Raw genomic sequence first — 18,482 nt, 5'->3', positions numbered from 1 at the left:
GGCCAGCGGATTGTTGATCTCGTGGGCCACGATCGCGGCAAGCCGCCCGAGACTGACCATCTTCTCGGTGAAGACCATGGTCTCCTGGGCGCGTTGCAGCTCGGAGGTCTTTTCCTCGACCCGTTCCTCGAGCGTGTGGTTCCACTCCTCGAGCTCGTGCCGGGCTGCGCTCAGGCGACCGGCCATGGAGTTGAAGGAGGCTTCGAGCTGCCCCAGTTCGCCTGCGTGGTTCTCCGGAAGGCGGTGGTCCAGGTCACCGGCGCCGAAGCGGCGCACGCCCGCGAGCATTTCGTGGAAGGGATTGTGGACCGTGCGCCAGGCCACGACCCCGACGACCGAGCACACGAGCAGCAGCGTGAAGGCCTGCAGCAGGATGGTCCGCTGCAGCTCGGCGTCCATGGTGCGATCGATCGAGGCGGTCGACAGCTCGACGTCGAGTACGCCCAGCAGGGATTCCTGTTCGCCGTGCACATGGCACGCGGCCTCGTAGCACGAGGGATCGTTCAGCACCGGGATCACCAGGCCCAGCGTCGAACTCTCGTGGCCGTTGTCGTAGGTGTGGAGGCCCTCCGGCATCGACGAGGGCAGGCGCGGCGTATCCTCCCGGTGACAGACCGTACAGCTCGGGTGCTCCAGGCCCCGGCTCGTCCCCTGCTCACTCCGTTCACTGCTGACTCCGACCATGCCGGTCTTCGAGATCAACCGAACGGCATCGACCCGTTCGGAATCGGAGACGTTGGCCACGATCTGCTGCAGGTGGTCACGATCGTTCTCGAGCATCGCGTAGTGCAGCGACGACAGAACGGTACGGCCCAGCTCCATGGCCCGTTCCTCGAGTTGTTCCTCGAGATGGTCGTGGTGCATCCGGAGCGACAGAGCGCTGCTCGCGCCGAGCACGAAGAACAGCGAGACGGCCAGCAACCCGACCAGCCGCCAGCCGAGGCAGTGCCGCATGTGGACGACACGCTCTCGCAGCCGAACACCGAGCCCCCTCGAGGAGGGCCCGGTGCCGGAGGTGGTGAGATCCGGTCGTCGGATCAAATGGTGCTCCCGTCCGGCGGGTCGATCGTCCCGGCCGAGGGCACGGCGCCCCGCGGGATCGCTCCACCCGCTCGCTGGGCTTCTCGTTCCCGCTGACGGGCCGCGAAGACCTCCTTCGCCAGCTCGTCCTCGGGCTCGGCCTCGAAGACCGGCAGGAATCTACCCGCCAAGTTGAACGCGATCACGCCGACCGTCACGAGCGAAAGCGTGACCGCCATCTCTTCCCACGACGGGACGTAGCTGACGCCCTCGACGACCTCGAAGCCCGTGATTCCGACGTTCATCCGGTTGACGATGAAACCGAAGACCGCCATCTGGGCCGCGTGGTACAGCCAGTGCGTGTTCCGGCGGACCTTCGGGATCATGTACAGGACGAGCGGGATCACGAATCCGACGCTGATTTCGACCAGGAAGAACCAGGCCGCGCGGTCGAACTCGAGCACGTGGTGCAGCTGATCGCGGACGACCAGGTCACCGATCCGCAACGAGACGTAGATCGCGTAGACCCACACCGCCACGCGGGCGACACCCTGCAGCACCTTGGCCTCGACGCAGCGGCGGAAGGCCCGCGCGCTGAGCGTCGATTCGACGATCGCCATCGACAGACCCACCCCGATGGCCGAGGCGAAGTACAGGAACGGCAGCAGCGGCGAGTACCACAGCTCGTGCAGGCGACCGGGAACCAGCAGGAACACGGTGCCGAGCGAGCTCTGGTGGAGCATCGACAGGCAGACCGCGGCGATCGTCAGCGGCAGGGTGAACATGTGGGCGATGTGCGCCGCCCGGGCCATCTTCAGCCGCTCGAACACCATGGCCGAGACCTCGGCGGCCAACACCGACGTGTACAGCATCACGCACCAGGCCACCTCGAACATCACCGAGTGGTGGTTCCAATGGACCATGGCGTGCCACAGGCGCCAGGGAAGACCCAGGTCGTAGATCAGCCCACCGACCACCAGCAGATAGCCGATGAAGGCCGTCATGACCGCCGGACGGGCCAGCGGTCGGTACTTCTCCATGCGGAAGATGTAGACCATCGCGCTGATGGTGAAGCCACCGGCTGCGAGGCCCACACCGCAGAGGACGTCGAAGCTCACCCAGAGCCCCCACGGGAACTCGTCGGTGAGATTCGTCGAAGCGCCCAGGCCCAGCGCGAAGCGTCGAATGGTCGCCACCAGGCCGAAGGCGAGGATCACCAGACCCAGGATCCTCCAGGGCTGCAACACCTGGCGGAGGATCTTGTTCGTCATCGTCGTCATCAGTGCTCCCCCCCGTGGTTCTCGTCGCCGTCCATCAGCTTCATGCGACGACGGATGATCCAGTTCAGACCCACGAGCGAGGCGCCGGCGACTCCCACCGCCGTCGGGATCTTCGAGAGTACGACCCAGGTCTTCTCGGGCAGGGCCTCGTCGGGAATCCGCGGGTCGAAGGCGGTGTCCATGAGGTCCGGCGGGCCGATCACGAGCACGCAGGTTCCGCCGACCTCTTCGAGGCCGTAGACCTTGTGCGCGTAGTCGTCCGGGTACTTCGAGATGCGTCGCCAGGCCTCGGCGATCAATTCGGTGCGGTCACCGAAGATCGTCGCGTCGGCCGGGCAGGCCTCCGCACATGCCGTCTGCTTGCCCTGGGCCAGGCGCTGTGGGCACATCTGGCACTTCTGGACGCGCGGCGTCAGCGAGTCCCAGGTGTAGCGCGGGATCTGGAACGGGCAGGCGACCATGCAGTACCGGCAGCCGATGCAGATGTCGAAGTCGTAGGTGACGGGCCCCTCTTCGCTCTTCTTCAGGGCCCCCACCGGGCAGGCCGAGGCGCAGCTCGGCTCGACACAGTGCATGCACATGCGGCGCAGGTAGATGTCGTCGTGGTCCTCGATCGCGGTGAAGCGTGCAGCCGACAGTCCAGGTTCGGCCTCTTCGGGGAGTCCGTTCTCTTCCTGGCAGGCCAGAGAGCACTCCCCGCAACCGACGCAATTGTAGGCATCGAACAGTAGAGCCTTCATCGTCAACACCCCTCTTCGTCCTAGTTGCGACGCTGCGCGTCGACGTCGAGGAATTCATCGGTCAGGGCGCGCCAGCGGTCGTGCTCGAGCACGGCGGGCAGATCGTCCACGGTCGTGCCGCCGTCCTGGATCACGCTACCCGTGGCGAGCACGAGCTGATGGTGGAAGCGGTCACGGACGTCTTCCATCCAACGGTCGGCCAGCGAGCCGTCCAGCAGGTTCTTGATCTGCTCGACCAGTTCCGGTGACCGGACCTTGAACAACCAACCACGACCGTAGCTGTCCTTGTGCAGCAGGTCGGGATCGCCCTTCAGCTCGGGATTGCGAGCGATGATCTCGCCACTCACCGGCGATGCCAGACTGACCGTGTCTTCACCGTGGCGGACCTTGACCGAGCCCTCGCCCTGGTCGAGCCAGGCACCGATGGCCGGGATGTCGACCTTGTCGGGATGCCCGATCAGGCGGCGCGCGAAGTCGTCGACTCCGACGAGCGCCTGGTCCGGAGCCACCCAGTGCACCCAGGTGTGACCCTTGTGGAAGGCGAAGCCCTCCGGGAGTTCGTAACCCGCCGCGAAGTGCGGCTCGGCTTCACGCATACGGTCGTGCAGAACCTGACCCTGGCGAGCCAGCTCAGTGCGACGACGCCGTTCCAGCACCAGATCGATGGTCACGAAGACTGCGAAGAACACAGCGACGAAAATGACGACCATCCTTCTCACCTCCTCTGGCGTCGTCGGTCCCGCCCAGATGAGCGGTGTTGATGTCCGGCGACGACTTCACCCCTTCCCATGGCATCGGATGTGCCGAGTGCGTCGCAGCCTTCCGCAATTCTTCAAGTGGCTTTCGTGCAATGAGTTACGAAGACAGCCACATGTGGCCGTTCTCGCCACACCCATGGGGCCGTGTCGAGGAAAACCACAACACCTCGGCGGCGAGCCGTGGTCTATAGCCGTAAATGATTTCTCTACAAGAGGTTGCAACGTTGGGGGATCGCTCCACAGGGGTGTGGAGCCGATCGTCATGAATCCGTGATCCCGGAGGGCTGCGAGCCCTACGAGAAGGGCCCGCGGTCGATCGACCACGGGCCCCGCACACGGTTGTTCGCGCTTCTCTACGAGCTGGTCGTCGCGGACTTCGACTCCTCGTCGTCGTGCCACCCCGGGTGGTGGTGCTTCGCGTGGTCCTCGCGCATGCCCCCGTGGAACATGGAGAAGTTCAGCGGATACACCTCGGGATGACCGAAGACGTAGAAGAAGTGGAAGATCAGGATGGCCAACGTGGCGAGCCACGCCTCGAAGAGGTGGATCACCTCGGCCACCTTCAGCGACCAGCCGGGCAGGAACGAGGTCGTGAACACCGGGAACCACAGCATGAGACCGGTGATCGCCATGACCACCGTACCCCACACCAGCGCCCAGTACTCGGCCTTGGCCGGGTAGTCGTACTTGGCGAAGGCCGCCGGCCGATCGCTGGTGCCCAGGTGGTACTTCATGTTCTGCATGACCTCACGCACGTCGCGCATACCCGGAGCGATCCGCTTGAGCTCCCTACGCCCGTACGAGGTCCCCAACATCCAGAACAGATGGATGAACGAGGCGACGATCATCACGATCGCGGCGACGCGGTGGGTCCAGCGCCGGATCTCCTCGCTGACCCCGACGTCGACCATGAGCCGTCCCCACCAGGTGTCCGGGTAGGCCAGCATGAACCCGCTGATCACCAGGACCGCGAACGAGATCACCAGCATGGCGTGCTGCGCGATCTGCCAACCGTCGAAGCGCCGGCGCATGCGCTGCGCGTTCTCCTTGCGCCAGTTCCGCCGTACGTACCAGCTCACGATGACCAGGTTGTGCGCGAGCATGCCGCCCAGGACACCGAAGAGCAGGATCCAGTAGATCCGCTTGACCCACTCGACCACCACCGTCCCGATGTCAGCGCCTTCGAGCCCTCCGGTCGGACTGACGTAGTGGACCGGGGTCGAGGCGAACTGGGCAGTGGCACCGGGATGACAGTCGCCACAGGTCTCCTGCAGGTTGTCCACGTGGACCGTCGACCGCGGATCGGACGAGTTGAAGATCCCGTGCACCCCGTGGCAGCTCGCGCAGTCGGCCACCGCTGCTTCGTCGCGCTGACGCACGAGGCCGTGGAAGCTGGCCTCGTAGCTGGCCACGCGGGACGCGTCGACACCGAGCCCGGTCATCAACGCCGCGCTGGCGTGGCAGCTGGTGCACGTCGTCCGGACCAGCCGAGCCTCCTGAACGGTAGCGCCCGGCTCGGGCACGTTCTTGATCTCGTGGATCCCGTGGCACACGGTGCAGGTCGGGGACGTGGTCCGCCCCTGCGAGAACGCCACTCCGTGCACCGACTCTGCGTAGAGTTCGGACTCGTCCGCGTGACACTCGCCGCAGGTCTCGGTGAGATTGAAGGGATTGATCCGCGAGTCTCCGTCGTTGGCGGGCAGGATCGCGTGGCCGCCATGGCAGTCACTGCAGACGGCCGGCTGCTGGTCCTGGATCCCCAGGCCCAGGCCGTGCACGCTGCCCTGGTACTTGCGGATCACCTCGAGGTCGAGATTCAGGTTCCCGACGACCTGATCATCGGCGTGGCAGTTGCCGCAGGTCCCCGGCTGGTTCACCGAGAACAGACGCGAGTCGGGATCGTCGATGGCCCGGATCTCGTGCGTGGAATGACAGGCACCGCACGACTCCTCCCCGAACTGCTCGACACCTGCGTGGACGCTGAGCGCGAAGTCCTCCTGCGCCGAGGGGTGGCAATCGGCGCAACGCGGCGTCTCGGTCCCCTCGTGCGGGAGCTCTTCGAAGTCGCCCGTCGAATGACAGTCGGTGCAGGCGAATCCCATCTCGGCGTGGATCGATGCCTCGTAGGCCTCGGCATCGATCTCGTGGGCCGGCTCGACCATGCCCTCGCCACTGCCGTGGCAGAGAAGGCACTCCTCGTCCTGGGCGAGGGCCGGACTGTTGATGGCAACGACTCCGACCAGGCAGGAGATCGTGAGCCAGGCGAACGTGTTCCTCCGAACGCGCATGGCGCTACCCTTCCGGTGTACGTGCCCCGGTCGGTATCCGTCGCATTCCCGTGCGGATGCGGGGACCATCGAGGCTCCGATCCTTGACTCTCAGAGGGGGTTGAACGGATCCCGGCCACTGGCAGGCGCGGCCGGGATCGGACGAAGGGACTCGGCTACTCGTCCTCGGCCGGGATCGGATGGGCGATCCGGGCCACGTAGTCGTCGTAGTCGAAGCCCTTGAAGGTGGGGCTGTCCTCGTTGTGGCAGTCGGTGCAGGTCTCGGTACTGATCTCGACCAGACCGGCGGCCACGGCAGCATCGTGGCTCCTCATGGTCTTCATACTCTTGTACTCGCTCCCCGGACCGTGGCAGCTCTCGCAGCCCACACCCTGCTCCACGCTGTAGCGACGGCCGAGACGATCCTCGGAGACACCGTGCGCGGTGACGTGACACTCCAGGCACTGGTCGAGTTCCCAGGCGTTGCCATCGAGGCCCATGTCGGCGACGATCTCGGCCGAGGCATCGTTCTTCAAGGTCTCGTAGGCGCTCGCGTGCGGCCCGTCCAGCCACTTCTGCCACTGGTTCCCCGTCTTGGCACGATGGCACATCTTGCACCCTTCGGCCCCGACGTACTCGAATTCCTCGGCGAGGGCCGTCCCTGCCGACAGGACCAGGCCGGCCGTCAGAACGATCGCGAACAACGTTGCGCTGCGACGCATCGGATTCCTCATCGGTTCTGGACCCGCAGGGGTCCGGGTTCGGAACAGGGGGTCGAGCAGCCGGCGACCACGCGCGCGAGTCGATGGTCTCATGGAGTCCTACTCTCGGCGAACAGTCTCATTCCCGACGACGAGGCCTACAAGATTCGATTTTGTAGCGAGTTGCGCGTTTCGTCGTTGCAATCCGGGCCGCCGACGGCGCAAGTCGGCGTCGCGGCAGAGGTTTTCCCGAATCCGCCCCCGATGTGCCGAGGCAGCGAATCCGTGACGCGGGTCACAAGACCACAACCGGTGGTGTGACAACGAGAACGGGGCCGGCGATCTGCCGGCCCCGTTGCGTGGTGCATGGACACCAGAAACGCGCTTCGTCGATCAGCTCCCGGGCGGATAGACGTAACCGGCCTCGAAGCCCAGCGGGATCCCGATCAGCCAGTAGACGACCAGGAATGCCGTCCACAGGATCAGCAACGCGATCGAGTACGGGAGCATGAGCGACACCACCGTGCCGATGCCGGTGTTCTTCACGTAGCGCGCGCAGAAGACCACGATCAACGGGAAGTAGGGCATGAGCGGTGTGATGATGTTCGTACTCGAATCCCCGACACGATAGGCCGCCTGCGTGAGCTCCGGTGAGAGCCCGACACCCATGAGGATGGGCACGAAGATCGGTGCGAGCAGAGCCCACTTCGCCGAGGCCGAACCCACGAGCAGGTTCACGATCGCGCTCAGTGCGATGATCCCGACGAGCGTCACCTCGCCCGGCAGGGCCAGGGCCTCGAGCCCGGCGGCACCCTTGATCGCGATCAGGGCGCCGAGGTTCGACTGCCCGAAGGCATAGGTGAAGAGCGACGCGCAGAAGGCCATGACCATGTAATAGCCCATGGTCTCCATGGCCCGGCTCATGCCCTTGATCACGTCCTTGTGCGACGCGAAGGTCCCCGACAGATAGCCGTAGACCACACCCGGAACGAGGAAGAACACGAAGATCAGGGGCACGATCATACCCATGAGCGGGGCGTTCCGGGTCAGGCTTCCCGTTTCGGAGTTGCGGAGCGGCGAGTCCGCCGGCAGCGCGACAGCGATCAGCAGGGCGAAGACCACGACCACGACCACGTTCGCGATCGTCAGAGCGCGCTTCTCCTTGCCGCCGAGCGTCTCCATCTTCGGCATCTCGTCGGGGTCGCCATCGATCTCGGTCCCCCGGAGACGTGGCTCGATGATCCGGTCCGTGAGGAACCACACGACCGCGATCACGAGGACGCTCGAGAGTCCCGTGAACAGCAGGTTGCACAGCGGATTCACGATGTAGTCCGGATCGAGGACGTTCGCGCCGATCTGCGTGAAGTTCGCGAGCAGCGGATCGATCCCCGAGGGGATGAAGTTCGCGCTGAAGCCGCCCGACACACCGGCGAAGGCGGCCGCGATGCCCGCGAGGGGATGCCGACCCGCGGCGTAGAAGATCACGCCCCCGAGCGGGATCACGAGCACGTACCCCGCATCGGCCGCGGTGTGGCTGACGATCGCCACCAGGGTGAGCATGGGCGTCAACAGCTTCGCCGGCGTGAACTGCAGCATCTGCTTCAGTCCGGCGCTGATGTAGCCCGAATGTTCGGCCACGCCCACACCCAGGAGGGCCACCAGGACCACACCGAGCGGAGCGAAGGTGACGAAGGTGTTCACCATGCTCGTCATGAACGTGGTGAGATTCTGTGGATCGAGCTGGTTGATGATCCGGAGCGGCTCACCCGTGGTCGGATTGACGTCGCTGAACTCGACGGGTGCCAACAGCGCCGACAGGATCCAGGTGATCACCATGGCGATCACGAAGAGGACAGCGGGATCGGGCAGTTTGTTGCCCGCCACTTCGATCCAGTTCAGGGCCCTCTCGACGAAGTCGCGCGGAGCGGCCTCGCCGGGCCGGGAGTCGTTCATGAGGAAGGAACCTCGAGCCGAAGGGGAGGACTGGGCAGGAAAAAAAGCGACGCCGGCTGCGGCAGGGCAGCCGGCGCTCGGGCAGTCTAGCCGCTCCGTGGCCTTTGGTCCAGACCGGGACCGTGCTCGATCGTTCGATCGGTCCGGGCCGCCCCCACCGAGGGTGACAGCCGTCTCCGCCGCCCGAGTCCGGCTCCGAACACTCCCGTGGCCGCGCTGCGCAGATCGTCGAAGAAGGTGTAGAAGACGGGGATCACGAGCAAGGTGAGCAGCGTCGCGGTACTGAGACCACCGATCAGGGTGTAGGCGAAGCTCGTGTAGCTGATTCCCGAGTCCATCCGGCCGTTCAGGGCCAGGGGCACCAGGCCACCGATGGTGGTGATCGCCGTCATCATGATCGGCCGGAAGCGCTGGGCCGTGGCGCGGAGGATCGCGTCGGATCGCGCCAATCCGCTCACCCGGAGCCGATTCACCGTATCGACCAGGACGATCCCGTTGTTCACGACGACGCCGACGAGCAGCACGACGCCCACCAGTCCCAGGAAGTCGAGGTCGGTCCCCGTGGCCAGATGCAGCCAGAACACACCGAAGCCCGCGAGCGGAATGGTGAAGATGATCGACAGGGGAAGGATCGCGCTCTCGAACAGCATGCCCATGAGCAGATAGATGAACACCACCGAGATCAGCAGAGCCTGCATCATGGTCACGAGATCCTCGTCCATCCCCCGCTGGATCGACGCCGCGGAGAAGCGCACCCCCTCGGGGAGATTCGCCCCCGCGCGCAGCACGTCGAGACGGTCCTGTGTCTCGTCGGCGGTGTCGGGCTCGAGATCGAGCGTGATGGTCCGCGCGATGCGTTTGTCGCGGCGTACGATGGACTGGGGCGAATCGAGCATCCGGGCGTCGGTCACCGACGACAGCGGCAGGAAATCCCCGGTGGCCGTCGGCAGCAGGAAGCTACCCAGGGCATCGAGATCGTCGCGGTCCTCTTCGCGGTAGCGAACGCGGACGGGGATCTCGCGGCCCTCGTCGCGGTAGTCGGGAAGGGTCTGTCCACGGAGCGCGTAGCCGACCAGGCCGGCGGCCACGCGCGGATCGACCCCGTACTGGCGCGCGCGGTCACGGTCGACGACCAGGCCGAGCTCGTTGGGCTGCTCGACGTTGTCGCGACGGATGCCGAGCACCCCGTCGACGTTCAGGAAGACTTCTTCCAGCTGCTCGGCCACGTCCTCGAGCTGGTCGGCGTCCTCCCCGTTCAGCGTCACGCGCCAGGTGTCGCCGCCGCCTCCCTCGTCGTCGACCTGACTCTCGCGGCCGGTGCTCAGCTCCATGCCCGCCCGCTCCGGCAGCATCTCCACCACGCGCTGTGTGACTTCCTGCGGCGTCAGATCGACCGTCCGGGGGGTGGCGAACCAGCCCTGCAGCTCGCCACGTGTCTTGCCGTGGAACAGGAACCAGCCCTCGAGTCCGAGCTCCTCGGCGTGTTCCTCGACGAGCGCCTCGGCCCGCAGGAACCAGTCCTCGGTCTCCTCGAGCGTGTAGTGGTCGGGCATGTCGACGTCGATCTCGAATCCGCTGCGCTCGTCCTCCTGCTGATCGACGATGTCCAGACCCTGCGCATTCCACCAGGCGCCGGTGGCGACCGCCGTCACGACCAGAAGGGCGACCAGCTCCATGCGATGCCGCAGGGAACGGGCGAGCAACCGGTTGTACAAAGTGTTCAGGCGTTCGAAGGTGAGGTCGTAGCCCCGGCGCATGGCGCGATCGATCCGTCCCCGCGGTCCCTGGCCCCTCAGCCTGCGCGCGCGATCGGCGTCGCGGTCCTTCGGCAGGGTCAACACCACGCCCAACGGAACGATGACCATGGCCACGACGAGCGAGGCGGCCAGGGCCACGCTGATCGGGATCGACATGCGCAGCAGGAAGAACTGCGCCTGCCCCTCGACCAGCGACACCGGCAGGAACACCACGATGGTCGTCAGCGTGCTCATGGTGATGGCCAGGGCGATCTCTCCGGCCCCGCTCACGGCCGCGTCCCGGCGGCGCGCTCCGGCTCGGTGAAGCCGGTCGATGTTCTCGGCCACCACCACCGAGTTGTCGACCAGCAAGCCGACACACACCATGAGTGCGAGCAACGACAGCAGGTTCAGCGACTCGCCCGCGAAGAACATGACCGTGACCGCGATCAGCAGGCTGAGCGGCACCGCCAGGTTCACGACCATGGTCACACGGAAGCGGCGCAGGAAGAAGAACAGGACCAGACCGGCGACGATTCCGCCGATCATGCCGCTCTGGAGCAGTACCCCGAGCTGCTCGCCCACGACCTCGCCCTGGTCGAAGATCTTGATCGTCTCCACCCCCGAGAGGCGAGGGTCGACCTGCATCTCCCGGAACGTGTCGTCGATCCGAGCGCTGACCTCACGGACGTTCGCGTCGCCCTCCTTGAAGATGACGATGGCGTAGGCGGGCCGGCTCATGGCTCGCACGCGGTAGTCCTTGTCGGGCTCGCCGTAGGTGACATTGGCAATGTCCTTCAGGCGAATGCCCGTCTCCGACACCGGTCGATTCTCGAGCGCAGCAATGTCGTCGTAGCGCGCCACCGAACGCAGCAACAGCTTTCTCTGTCCCTCGTAGACGTGGCCGCTGGCCATGGTGAAGGAGTCGTCGCGCATCTGCTGGGCGAGGTCGAAGATGTTCAGCCCGGCGGACTCCGTCCGCTCCCGGTCGAGCTCGATGAGGATCTCCTTCTCCTCGAGCCCGTTCGCCTCGACGTTGGCCACGCCGTCCACGCGCTCCAATCGCCGGATGATGTTCTTGTCGATCAGGTTGTAGCTGTCGGTCACACTGGGATCGACGGCCACGCCCAGCACCGAGACCGGGATCCCCGACACGTCTTCCTTGAAGGTGAACACGCGATCGACGTCGTCGGGGAACTCGCGACGGGCCCGCTCGATGCGATCGCGAACCTCGCGGTAGGCCAGGTCCATGTCGGTACCGTGCTTGAAGGTCAGGAAGACGCGCGACGCGCCCACCGAGCTCACCGACACGATCCGGTCAAGCCCCTTGACCGTGCTCAGCTCCTCCTCGAGCGGCTCGCTGATCTTCTCGAGCACTTCGCGCGGCGGTGCGTCGCGCCACGGGATCTGGATCCGAAGGAACGACGGCGTGAAGCCCTTCGGGAACAGCTCGACGGGCACTCCCGAGGCCGCCACACCCCCGACCACGAGCGCGGTCATCAACAACACCAGGACCGAGATCCGTCGCCGCAGGGCGAAGCGGGTCAGCGTGGCCGCGACGTCGCGGCTCGGATCGCGGGGGCCGTTCACGACGTGGCCTCTCCGGGGGAGGTCGTGGGCGTTGGACCACGGCGCATCCCGGTCGCCGCTTCCGTCTCGACGTCGGCGCGCACCGGCGCCAGGCGGTCGAAGATCGAATACAGGGTGGGAACCACCAGCAGCGTGAGCAGCGTCGAACTCAGCAGTCCGGCGATCACCGTGATCGCCATGGGCGTGCGCAGCTCGGCTCCGTCACCCAGGCCCACGGCCATGGGCAGCAGACCGAGCACGGTGGTGGCCGTGGTCATGAAGATCGGCCGTAGACGCACACGGCCCGCGGTGACGATCGCCTCGCGCTTCGGCATTCCCCGACGACGTAGCTGGTTCACGTAGTCGACCAGCACGATCGCGTTGTTCACGACGATCCCCGCCAGCATGATCATGCCCAGGAACACCACCACCGAGATCGGGATCTCCAGCGCCCGCAGCACGATCACGCTGCCGAAGAAGGCCAGCGGGATGCTGAACAGGATCACCAGCGGGTGCACCAGGCTCTCGAATTGCACGGCCATGATCACGTACACGAGGAAGATCGACAGCCCCAGGGCCAGGATCAGGCTCTGCTGGCTGCGATCCCACTCCTCGCTCTGACCGCTGATGAAGAAGGTCTGATCGGCCGGCCATTCGATGCGTTGCTGCAGGGTGCCGCGGATGGCCTCGACGGCCGACCCCAATGAGCCCTGCTCGATGTTCGCGCGCACGAGACCCACCCGCTGTCCGTCGATCCGGCGGACCTCGCTCGGTCCCTCCCCCATGACCACCTCGGCCACCGCGGCCAACTGGATGGGCCGCTCCCCGCCGGGATTGACCACGATCTCCTCGATGTCGCTGACGGCCGCGCGGTCCTCCTCGGACAACTGGACGAGCACGGGAATCCTTCGGTCCACGCGGTTGAAACGCGTGGCCTCGTTGCCCTGCACCTTGTCGCGCACCAGGCGCGCCACGTTGCCCAGGTCCAGGCCGTAACGCATGAGACGCTCGCGGTCGTAGATCACCTGCAGCTCGGGGGCCCCGGCGCGCAACGTGGCCTGCACGTCGGCCAGCTCGGGCAGCTCGTCGAGCACCGTGCGCACCCCTTCGGTGCGGTCGCGCAGTGCGTCGAGATCGTCGCCGTGGATCTCGACCTCGATCGGCGTCTTGCTGCTGAACAGCACCGGCCGCGTGATCGTCGCGTCGAGATCCGGCACGCCCTCGAAGCGCGACCGCACGCGATCGACGACCTGGTCCTCGATCTCGGCTCCGCTGCCGGTCTCGAGCAGCACCTTGAACCGCGCCGTGTGCTCGCCCTCGTCGCTGCGCTCGCTCTGGGCGGGATCGAAGCCGTAGGTCACGACCAGTGCCCGGATGTGCTCGCGCTCGGTGTTCAGGGCCGACTCGATCGCGCTCAGGCGGCGCTCCGTCTCCTCGAGCGGAGACCCGACAGGAAGCATGACCTCGACCGTGAACTCGCCCTGGCGCACCTCGGGAAGGAGCTCGCTGTCGAGACGCTGTGCCAACTCCACCGTGCCCCAGAAGCACAGGACCACGACGACCACCACGCCGAGTGGTTGGTTCAGCGCGCTGCGCAGCACACCCGGGTACACGCCGTCGAGCCACCGCATGACGACGTCCACGAGACGGAAACCGATCGCCAACGCGATCGTCACCGCCACCCCGGCCGCGACGGGAAGCGGCACTCCGGCCATCCGGTGCAGGAGGGCGGCGAATCCGACCAGGAAGAGACCGCCCAGCGCCAACCGACCCGCGCGCGTGAGGAAGAGGCTCCGGACCGACCAGCCGAGCAGCAGGACGATCAGCATGAGCAACAGTGCGACCGTGTAGTGCAGCACGAGCTGGAGCACGAAGCGCACGCACCACCAGGGAGCGAAGACCACGCGGGAGAACCAGCCGGCCTCGCGCCACGACCGCGCGAAACGCCGGCCCATTTCGAAGTGGATCAGCCGCGGGCGCCGGCTCTCTCCCACCGGTGCCGATCCGACCACGGTCGGAGTCCGTGCCCCGCGGCTGGCCAGCATCGGGATGAACCAGATCGCCACGAGCACCGAGGCGATCAGCGACACCACCACCGCCGTGCCCAGGTCTCCGAAGGCCTGCCCCGCCACGCCCTCGACGAAGACCATCGGGAAGAAGACCGCGATCGTGGTGAGGGTCGAGGCGATCACCGCCCCCTTGACTTCGTCGGTGCCACGCACGGCGGCGGTCACCACGTCATCGCCCTCTTCGCGACATCGGAAGATCGATTCGAGAACCACGATCGACGAGTCGACCAACATGCCGATGCCGAGCGCCAGACCTCCCAGTGACATGATGTTGAGCGACACACCGAACAGGTTCATGGGCGCGAAGGCCATGACCAGCGAGATGGGAATGCTCACGGCGACGATCGAGGTCGACCGGCCCTCGCGCAGGAACAGGAACAAGACGATCACCGCGAGAACCCCACCGAGGATCGCGGTCTGGCGCACTTCGTCGATGCTGCTCTCGATGAACAGCGACCGATCGGCCACGACCTGCAGGACGGCACCCTCTTCGTCGTAGACCTGTTGAGCGAGCCCCGCCGTGCCGCGGCCGCGTCCTCCTCGTCCCCCCTGGTCCGCCGCCTCCCGGTCGCGATCGACTTCTCCCACGAGGGTCTTCACCCGCGCAGCCAGGTCGACGATGTTCGCATCGGCTTCCTTGTACACCTCGATCTGGACGCTCTCGCGCCCGTCGGTACGGGTGAGGATCTGGCGCTCCTTGTGCGCCATGGCCACCTCGCCCAGGTCGCGCACCCGGATCGGCCGGCCGTCGATCACCGTGACGATCGTGTCCCGGATCTGCTCGAGGTCGCCGTACTCGTTCAGGGTCCGTACGAGGAACTCCGTCCGGCCCTCCTCGATGGTCCCGCCGGCGACGTTGATGTTCTCCTGCGCGATGCGGTCGATCACCTGTTGGATCGAGATCCGCGTGCGCTCGAGCTGCTCCTCCTGCAGTGCGACGTGGATCTCCTCCTCCAGACCACCCTTCACCCGCACCGCGGCCACGCCACGGACCGGCTCGAGCTGGCGTTTGACGAAGAGGTCGGCCAGGCGACGCGCGCGGCGCAGACCCGACTCGCCTTCCCACCCGGCACCCTCGCCGCTCAACGAGAGCTCCATGATCGGGTCGAGCGAAGGGTCGAAGTGCAGGATCAGCGGCCGTTCGGCCTCGTCGGGGAGGAAGACCAGGTCGAGCTTCTCGAGCACGTCCTGGGTGACGTCGCTGATGTCGACGTCCCAGTCGAACTCGAGGACCACGTCGCTGACCTCGGCCCGGCTCACGCTGCTGATCCGCTGCAGGCCGCCGATCACGCCCAGGGCCTCTTCGATCGGCCGCGAGACGTCGTTCTCGACCTCTTCGGGGGCGGCGCCCTCGTACTCGGTGCGCACGGTGATCGTGGGATAGGTCAGTTCCGGCATGAGATTCACGGGCAGCTTGGCCAACGAGAACCAGCCGAAGACCACGGCGGCCACGAACAGCATGGTGATCGCGACCGGCCGGCGCGTGGAGAAGCTCGACCGTTGCGAGCGGGGCCGGGGGTCGTTCATCGCGCTCCCGTCTCCCGCGTGACGATCTCCACGCGGGCACCACTCTTGAGCCCGGCCTGACCGGCGGTGACCAGCGTGTCGCCCTCTGCAATGCCACCCGCCGGCAGGACGAAGGCGTCGTTGCTCATGGCGGGCACGATGGGCACGCGCTCCACCACCCCGCTGCGCACCCGGTACGCGGTCATGCGATCGTCCTCGTAGACCAGCGCCCGCTTGGGCACCAGCAGCGCGTCCTCACGGACCTCGGTGATCAGCTCGACGTCGACGTACAGACCGGGGCGCAGACCCGGCTGACCGCCCACGTCGACGGTGGCCTTCACCGTCCCGGTGCGGGCGTCCACGATCGGGGAGACGCGCTGAAGCGTGGCCATGTAGGGCTCTTCGCGGATCGCGGGGGCGCGGACGCGGACCGGTTGGCCGGGCTCCAGGCGGGTCAGTTCCTTCTCGGGCACGTAGACCAGCGCCTGCAGCGACCGGAAGTCGATCAGCTCGAAGAGCTGCTGCCCCGGGCTCACCTGGTCGCCCAGCTTGACGAAACGCTGGGTGACCGTGCCCGCGATCGTGGCCCGCACTCGGGTGTAGGACAGTTCGCGCTCGGCGTCCTGCAGTTCGATCTGGCGCTGTTCGAAGTTGGCCAGGGCGTCGTTGTAGGCCTTCTCGGTGGTCAATTCGCGGTCGTACAGCCGTTGCTGCCTCTCCCACTCGCGACGGGCCGTCTCGAGCGCGGTACGCGCCTTGGCCAGCATACTCTCCTGCTCTTCGTCCTGGAGTCGGAGCATGAGGGCGCCCTTGGCGACCTGGTCGCCTTCTTCGGCGAGGATCTCGACCACGCGTCGGGCAGCCTCGGCGGACACGATCACGCGTTCCTCCGCCTCGAGGGTCGAGGTCGCGCGGATGACCGCCTCGATCGGACCCCGCGCAACGGCCTGGACCTCGACGGGAACGCTGGCCTCCGCCGCCGTGGTGCTGTCGGGGGCGGCATCGGCGTCCTTGCCACCAGGGCCGTCCCCGGGTCCGCAGGCGGCGAGCGCGCAGACGAACGTCAGCAGGGCGAGGGGCATGAACCACGAGGAGCGACGGCGCACGGGCGGCCTCCGGGACTCGGATGCGAGACAACGCACGCCGAGGATCGGCGTGCGGGGAACAAGAAAAGGGTACGAGCGGGGATCCGGCAGGGTTTCGCCGGAGCACGACCACGCACCGGACCCAGGCTAACGCGCCCCGCGGACCGGGGCGAGCACCCGTCCGACCGCGACCGTCCCGACGTGGACCGGGGGCGGACCGGCTGCTAGTGTGACGCCTCGCCCCCACCGCCGGTTCCCGTTCGATCCGCTCCCGCGAGGCCAGCGACGCATGTCCCAGCCGAAGTTCCACGTACCGCACACGCTCGTCCTGCTGCTGTCGATGATCGTCATCGCACAGATCCTCACCTACGTGCTCCCGCAGGGCAGCTACGAGCGTCAGACGAACGCCCAGGGACGCGAGGAGGTCGTGGCCGGGAGCTTCGAGCCGGTCGAGGACCCGGCGAGTGTCCCCTGGCACAAGGCCCTGACGGCGATCCCCTCGGGCTTCGCGGCCGCGGCCGACATCATCTTCTTCGTCTTCCTCGTGGGCGGGGCCTTCGAGGTCCTGCGAGCGAGCGGCGCGGTCGACGCCATGATCTCGTGGTTGCTGCGGAGGTTCCGCAACGTCCCGATCGCGTTGATCGCGGCGGGCATGTTCGCCTTCGCGGTCGGCTCGGCGACCATCGGCATGGCCGAAGAGTACCTGCCCTTCGTGCCCATCCTGCTGGTACTCGTGCGCGGGCTGGGCTTCGACGCCGTGACCGCGGTGGGGATCCTGTGCCTGGGCTACGGCGTGGGCTACGGCGCGGCCTTCATGAATCCCTTCACGGTGCTGGTCGCCCAGGAGGTGTCGGGCTTGCAGCCGACCTCGGGCTGGGCGATGCGGGTGGTGCTGCTGGCGATCTTCCTGCCCGTGGCCATCCACCACGTGTGGTCGTACACGCGCCGGATCACCGCCGATCCGACGAAGAGCCTGATGCACGACGTCGACTCGCTGGTCGAGGTGGAGGACGTCGAGGAGAAGCGCTTCACGCAGACCCACGTGGCGGTGCTGGCCCTGATCGTGGTGACCATCGTGGTGATCGTGATCGGCCTGAGCCAGTGGCACTGGTACCTGGCCGAGATGGGGGCGATCTTCGTCGGCCTGTCGATCGCGATCGCGGTGATCGCGCGGTTGAGTCCCGACACCTGGGCCGCGAAGTTCTGCCTGGGTGCCTCGGAGCTCACCACGACCGCCCTGCTCATCGGCTTCGCGCGCACGATCCAGGTGGTGCTCGACGACGGCCAGGTGGTCGACACCATCATCCACGGCATCGCCCAGCCGCTCGAGACGCTGGGCGCGCAGGGGGCGGCCGTGGGCATGCTCGTGTTCCAGAGCCTGTGCAACTTCTTCATCCCGTCGGGCAGCGGGCAGGCCTACGTGACCATGCCGCTCATGGCGCCGCTGGCCGACCTCGTCGGCGTGTCCCGGCAGGCCGCGGTGCTGGCCTACCAGTTCGGCGACGGCTTCACCAACATCCTCGTTCCCACCAACGCGGTGCTGGTCGGGATCCTGGGTCTGGCTGGGGTACCCTACGACCGGTGGGTGCGCTTCGTCATGCCGTTCATGCTGAAGATGTGGGCCCTGGGAGCCCTGGCCCTGATCACGGCGACGCTGATCGGATACCGCTGAGCCGGCGCGACGGCGCCTCGGGGTGCGCCGTCCGGCCCCGACCCTGCATCACGAATTCCGTGCCGGTCGGGGGTGCAACGGCCGGCGGATTCTGGGTAAGGTGAAGGAACGCTGGTCCCCGGCGGC

The 18,482-nt window shown here is 66.7% G+C and carries 11 protein-coding genes; 1 reads left to right on the top strand and 10 read right to left on the bottom strand.

All coding sequences use genetic code 11. The annotated features are described in order from the left end of the window. The 10 genes from VKA86_16055 to VKA86_16010 form a co-directional block, all read right to left on the bottom strand. The coding region (locus VKA86_16055) for a HAMP domain-containing protein (protein HKK72720.1) at positions 1 to 954 on the bottom strand (954 nt) is incomplete at its 3' end. A gap of 83 nt (positions 955 to 1,037) precedes the next feature. Next, on the bottom strand, positions 1,038 to 2,300 hold the full coding sequence (hybB, locus tag VKA86_16050; GenBank protein ID HKK72719.1) for a Ni/Fe-hydrogenase cytochrome b subunit: 1,263 nt from the start codon (positions 2,298 to 2,300) through the stop codon (positions 1,038 to 1,040). Next, entirely contained in the window at positions 2,300 to 3,040 is a 741-nt protein-coding gene (locus VKA86_16045) for a 4Fe-4S dicluster domain-containing protein (protein HKK72718.1), read from the bottom strand. Before VKA86_16045 ends, hybB begins: the two co-directional genes overlap by 1 nt. A 20-nt stretch (positions 3,041 to 3,060) precedes the next feature. Then, entirely contained in the window at positions 3,061 to 3,750 is a 690-nt protein-coding gene (locus tag VKA86_16040; protein HKK72717.1) for a hypothetical protein, read from the bottom strand. A 401-nt stretch (positions 3,751 to 4,151) separates the two neighbouring features. After that, a complete protein-coding gene (locus VKA86_16035; protein ID HKK72716.1) occupies positions 4,152 to 6,086 on the bottom strand; it encodes a cytochrome c3 family protein in 1,935 nt (644 codons plus the stop codon). A gap of 155 nt (positions 6,087 to 6,241) precedes the next feature. Continuing rightward, a complete protein-coding gene (locus VKA86_16030) occupies positions 6,242 to 6,787 on the bottom strand; it encodes a cytochrome c family protein (GenBank protein HKK72715.1) in 546 nt (181 codons plus the stop codon). Positions 6,788 to 7,159: 372 nt separating this feature from the next. Next, positions 7,160 to 8,719 (bottom strand): AbgT family transporter, encoded by a 1,560-nt coding sequence (locus VKA86_16025; protein HKK72714.1) that lies wholly within the window; start codon positions 8,717 to 8,719, stop codon positions 7,160 to 7,162. Positions 8,720 to 8,805: 86 nt separating this feature from the next. Beyond that, positions 8,806 to 12,045, bottom strand: coding sequence for an efflux RND transporter permease subunit (locus VKA86_16020; GenBank protein ID HKK72713.1), 3,240 nt, complete (start codon positions 12,043 to 12,045; stop codon positions 8,806 to 8,808). Further along, positions 12,042 to 15,620, bottom strand: coding sequence for an efflux RND transporter permease subunit (locus VKA86_16015; protein ID HKK72712.1), 3,579 nt, complete (start codon positions 15,618 to 15,620; stop codon positions 12,042 to 12,044). The genes VKA86_16020 and VKA86_16015 overlap by 4 nt, the downstream gene beginning before the upstream one ends. Further along, entirely contained in the window at positions 15,617 to 16,705 is a 1,089-nt protein-coding gene (locus VKA86_16010; GenBank protein HKK72711.1) for an efflux RND transporter periplasmic adaptor subunit, read from the bottom strand. The genes VKA86_16015 and VKA86_16010 overlap by 4 nt, the downstream gene beginning before the upstream one ends. A gap of 268 nt (positions 16,706 to 16,973) precedes the next feature. Between VKA86_16010 and VKA86_16005 the strand changes: the two genes are divergently transcribed. Further along, a complete protein-coding gene (locus tag VKA86_16005; protein ID HKK72710.1) occupies positions 16,974 to 18,356 on the top strand; it encodes an AbgT family transporter in 1,383 nt (460 codons plus the stop codon). The last annotated feature ends 126 nt before the right edge of the window (positions 18,357 to 18,482 follow it).

It is taken from the genome of Candidatus Krumholzibacteriia bacterium, assembly GCA_035268685.1.
Classification (GTDB): domain Bacteria; phylum Krumholzibacteriota; class Krumholzibacteriia; order JAJRXK01; family JAJRXK01; genus JAJRXK01.
This window is presented reverse-complemented; position numbering and strand designations above follow the sequence as displayed.

What these genes read in the sequence shown, in the direction of transcription:
- hybB (HKK72719.1), bottom strand. Translation starts at nt 2,300, where the DNA reads ATGACGACGATGACGAACAAGATCCTCCGCCAGGTGTTGCAGCCCTGG.
- VKA86_16045 (HKK72718.1), bottom strand. Translation starts at nt 3,040, where the DNA reads ATGAAGGCTCTACTGTTCGATGCCTACAATTGCGTCGGTTGCGGGGAG.
- VKA86_16040 (HKK72717.1), bottom strand. Translation starts at nt 3,750, where the DNA reads ATGGTCGTCATTTTCGTCGCTGTGTTCTTCGCAGTCTTCGTGACCATC.
- VKA86_16035 (HKK72716.1), bottom strand. Translation starts at nt 6,086, where the DNA reads ATGCGCGTTCGGAGGAACACGTTCGCCTGGCTCACGATCTCCTGCCTG.
- VKA86_16030 (HKK72715.1), bottom strand. Translation starts at nt 6,787, where the DNA reads ATGCGTCGCAGCGCAACGTTGTTCGCGATCGTTCTGACGGCCGGCCTG.
- VKA86_16025 (HKK72714.1), bottom strand. Translation starts at nt 8,719, where the DNA reads ATGAACGACTCCCGGCCCGGCGAGGCCGCTCCGCGCGACTTCGTCGAG.
- VKA86_16015 (HKK72712.1), bottom strand. Translation starts at nt 15,620, where the DNA reads ATGAACGACCCCCGGCCCCGCTCGCAACGGTCGAGCTTCTCCACGCGC.
- VKA86_16005 (HKK72710.1), top strand. Translation starts at nt 16,974, where the DNA reads ATGTCCCAGCCGAAGTTCCACGTACCGCACACGCTCGTCCTGCTGCTG.